The organism is Rahnella perminowiae, from assembly GCF_019049755.1.
In the GTDB taxonomy this organism is placed as follows: Bacteria; Pseudomonadota; Gammaproteobacteria; order Enterobacterales; family Enterobacteriaceae; genus Rahnella; species Rahnella perminowiae.
Window position 1 is genome coordinate 1 of sequence record NZ_JAFMOS010000284.1, and the last position, 3,578, is coordinate 3,578.

The window sequence follows — 3,578 nt, forward strand, 5'->3', positions numbered from 1 at the left end:
AACCCAGGCCATGGATAACACCACTGCAAACGGCCCATATCAAAATGACCCCGTGCCAGACTTCCAGCTGACTGGTTGACGAGGCAAACATACCGGGTTTCCAAAAAACGCAGCCGGCCAGCACCAGTGACATCACAAGCGAAAGGGCCCTTAACGGGCCCTTGTCTGTGACAGCGTAAAGTTTATCCGCGATCACACTCATTATTACTTCTCTTCTTTAGCCGCTTTATTGGCTTCGCTGTGTTCAAACGCCAGCGCGGTAATGATACCGAATGAGCAAGCCAGTAAGGTGCCGAGGATCCAGGCAAAATACCACATGGTGTTCTCCTTAATACAACGAATGCTTGTTGTTCTCGATGTAATGTTTATCGAGGCGCCCGAACATCTTGTAATACGCCCATGAGGTGTAAATCAGGATGATTGGCACAAAGATGCACGCGACAACGGTCATCACTCTGAGCGTCAACAGTGTGGATGTGGCATCCCACATGGTCAGGCTGGCATTCGGCTCAGTAATTGACGGCATCACGAACGGGAACATAGTGATACCCGCAGTCAGGATTACACAGGCGATAGTCAGTGAGTTACTGATGAATGCCAGCGCCGCTTTATTCATGCGTGAGAACAAAATGGTCAGCAACGGCAAAATCACACCCAATGCAGGAATCGCCCACAAACCGGGTGTCTTGTTGAAGTTAGCCAGCCATGCACCCGCTTCATGAGACACGGTTTTGCGCAGCGGGTTAGACGGACCTGCGTGATCCATAACGGATGTCACGGTGAAACCATCAATCCCTTTCACTAACCAGATGCCTGCCAGCAGGAAGCACACCATCATCACCAGCGCAGAAATCTGCGACGCGGCACGGGTACGCAGGTGCAGTTCACCCACAGTACGCATTTGCAGATAGGTGGCCCCCTGAGTGATCAGCATGGTCAGGCTGACCAGACCGGCCAGAATGCCGTACGGGTTCAGCAAGCCCAGCAGATTACCGGTGTAGAACAGACGCAGGTCGCCGTCGATATGGAATGGTACGCCTAACAGAAGGTTACCGAAGGCTACACCAAAGACCAGAGCCGGTACGAAGCTGCCGATGAAAATGCCCCAGTCCCACATGCCACGCCAGCGTGCGCTTTCCAGTTTTGAACGATAGTCAAAGCCCAGCGGACGGAAGAACAAGGCGCACAGCACAAGTACCATCGCCGCATAAAAGCCGGAGAATGCGGCTGCATACACCATAGGCCAGGCCGCGAACAGTGCGCCACCGGCGGTGATCAGCCAGACCTGATTACCGTCCCAGTGCGGGGCAATGGCATTGATCATCACACGGCGGTCCGTATCGGTTTTACCGATAATGCGCACCAGGATACCAACGCCCATGTCAAATCCATCGGTCACTGCGAAGCCGATAAACAGCACGCCAATCAGCACCCACCAGATGAACCGTAAAACTTCATAATCAAACATACGTGGACTCCCTATTACCGAGCTTGCTCAAGTGGCGCTGAAGGTTGTTCATAATGATAACGGCCGGTTTTCAGGCTGCTTGGCCCGAGGCGCGCATATTTGAACATCAGGAACATTTCAGCGACCAGGAACAGGGTGTAGAGACCGCAGATAAGGATCATCGAGGTCAGTACATCACCCACAGTCAGTGAAGAGTGTGCGATCGCAGTGGGTAAGACTTCACCAATCGCCCAAGGCTGGCGGCCATATTCAGCCACGAACCAGCCTGCCTCGACAGCAATCCACGGCAACGGCAGGCCGATGAATACCGCGCGGTGTAACCAGCGTTTCTGGCCAATTTTGCCACGTAAGACGGTATAGAAGGACAGCGCAATCAGTACGAACATCAGGATGCCGCAGGCAACCATGATACGGAATGCAAAATACAGTGGCAGAACGCGCGGGATAGAATCTTTGGTCGCTTTCTGAATCTGTGCGTCAGTCGCCGCCGCCGGGTTGTCGGTATAGCGTTTGAGCAACATACCGTAGCCCAGATCCTGCTTGGTGCTTTCGAAATCGCTGCGCACTTTCGGGTCAGTGTTGCCCGAACGCAGTTCTTCCAGCAGGGTGTAGGCTTTCATACCGTTACGGATACGCACTTCGTGTTGCGCCATCAGGTCTTTCAGACCGGTGACCGGCGTATCAACAGAACGTGTGGCAATCAGGCCGAGCAGGTAAGGGATCTGAACAGAATATTCATTTTCCATTTTGTCCTGATTCGGCATGCCGAACAGCGTGAAACTTGCCGGTGCAGGTTGGGTATCCCACTCTGCTTCGATAGCAGCCAGTTTCGTTTTTTGTACGTCACCCATTTCATAACCGGATTCATCACCCAGTACGATAACGGAAAGCACGGCAGCCAGACCGAAGCTTGCTGCGATAGCAAATGAACGCTTCGCGAAACCGACATCGCGACCTTTCAACAGGTAGTAAGAGCTGATAGCCAGAATGAACATCGCGCCAGTCACATAACCAGACGCTACGGTGTGAACGAATTTAACCTGCGCAACCGGGTTCAGCACCAGCTCGGAGAAGCTGACCATTTCCATACGCATGGTTTCGTAGTTGAAAGTCGATGCAATCGGGTTTTGCATCCAGCCATTCGCCACCAGGATCCACAAAGCTGACAAGTTTGAGCCAAGGGCAACAAACCAGGTCACAGTCATATGCTGAACTTTAGTAAGACGGTCCCATCCGAAGAAGAACAGGCCCACTAAAGTGGATTCCAGGAAAAATGCCATTAAACCTTCAATCGCCAGCGGCGCACCGAAGATATCACCCACGTAATGTGAGAAATATGACCAGTTAGTCCCGAACTGGAATTCCATGGTTAAACCAGTGGCAACGCCCAGTGCAAAGTTAATTGCAAAGAGTTTGCCCCAGAATTTGGTCATATCTTTATAGATTTGTTTGCCGGAAAGGACATAAACCGTTTCCATAATTGCCAACAAAAACGCCATACCTAGCGTTAATGGGACAAATAGGAAATGATACATGGCTGTTAAAGCAAACTGTAAACGCGACAGTTCAACGATATCAAACATCTTGACCCCTTGCTCCTCGGAGGAAGACCACAAATTGTGATCTTTGACGAACCGTGTGCCGGAACGCCTCATGACTACCAATATTTAAATGTGTGTAGAAAAAATGTCAGTACCCGGTTGAGTAAAGCCATCGACCAGACATTCTGAGTCCGGAAAAAGCACGAGCAGCGGGCCTGGAACAGGCTGATGAACGGGCAAAATCACGGGGAAAAATAATCATACAAAAAACGGATGTTACAGGACCATTATGTTACGCCAGTAATCCCACACATTAAATAGGTTTTTTAGTGACCTTAAGCGGATTTCCGTGTACAGGTCAATTTAAGAACAAAACAGTGGAAAACCCTGTAATTGATCTGCCGCAATTTAAGCCTATCTCCTTGTTTATTTCTATAAGCTCCCCATCAATTTCTAAAAAAATATTTCAAAATGTTAACTTTTGGTTTCAATGAGATTTAATGATGGCTTCAATGTTAATTAATTGTGCTTTTATGGTTGTTGAAAATATCTAATTTGCTACCTTCTAA

General features: G+C 49.7%; 4 protein-coding genes. All 4 read right to left on the reverse strand.

Annotation, left to right across the window (positions count from 1 at the left end):
* Positions 1 to 202, reverse strand: a 202-nt coding sequence (locus J1785_RS02390) for a cyd operon YbgE family protein (RefSeq protein WP_217218729.1), incomplete at its 3' end; no start/stop codon positions are given.
* Positions 203 to 204: 2 nt separating this feature from the next.
* Positions 205 to 318 carry a cytochrome bd-I oxidase subunit CydX gene (gene cydX, locus J1785_RS02395; protein WP_013576433.1) on the reverse strand — a complete coding sequence of 38 codons (114 nt, stop codon included), beginning with the start codon at positions 316 to 318 and terminating at the stop codon, positions 205 to 207.
* 10 nt (positions 319 to 328) lie between these two features.
* Positions 329 to 1,468 (reverse strand): cytochrome d ubiquinol oxidase subunit II, encoded by a 1,140-nt coding sequence (gene cydB, locus J1785_RS02400; RefSeq protein WP_129952009.1) that lies wholly within the window; start codon positions 1,466 to 1,468, stop codon positions 329 to 331.
* A 14-nt stretch (positions 1,469 to 1,482) separates the two neighbouring features.
* A complete protein-coding gene (cydA, locus tag J1785_RS02405) occupies positions 1,483 to 3,051 on the reverse strand; it encodes a cytochrome ubiquinol oxidase subunit I (protein ID WP_129952010.1) in 1,569 nt (522 codons plus the stop codon).
* Positions 3,052 to 3,578 lie beyond the last annotated feature (527 nt).

Coding starts and splice junctions, on each gene's coding strand:
- cydX (WP_013576433.1), bottom strand. CDS start 318: ATGTGGTATTTTGCCTGGATCCTCGGCACCTTACTGGCTTGCTCATTC.
- cydB (WP_129952009.1), bottom strand. CDS start 1,468: ATGTTTGATTATGAAGTTTTACGGTTCATCTGGTGGGTGCTGATTGGC.
- cydA (WP_129952010.1), bottom strand. CDS start 3,051: ATGTTTGATATCGTTGAACTGTCGCGTTTACAGTTTGCTTTAACAGCC.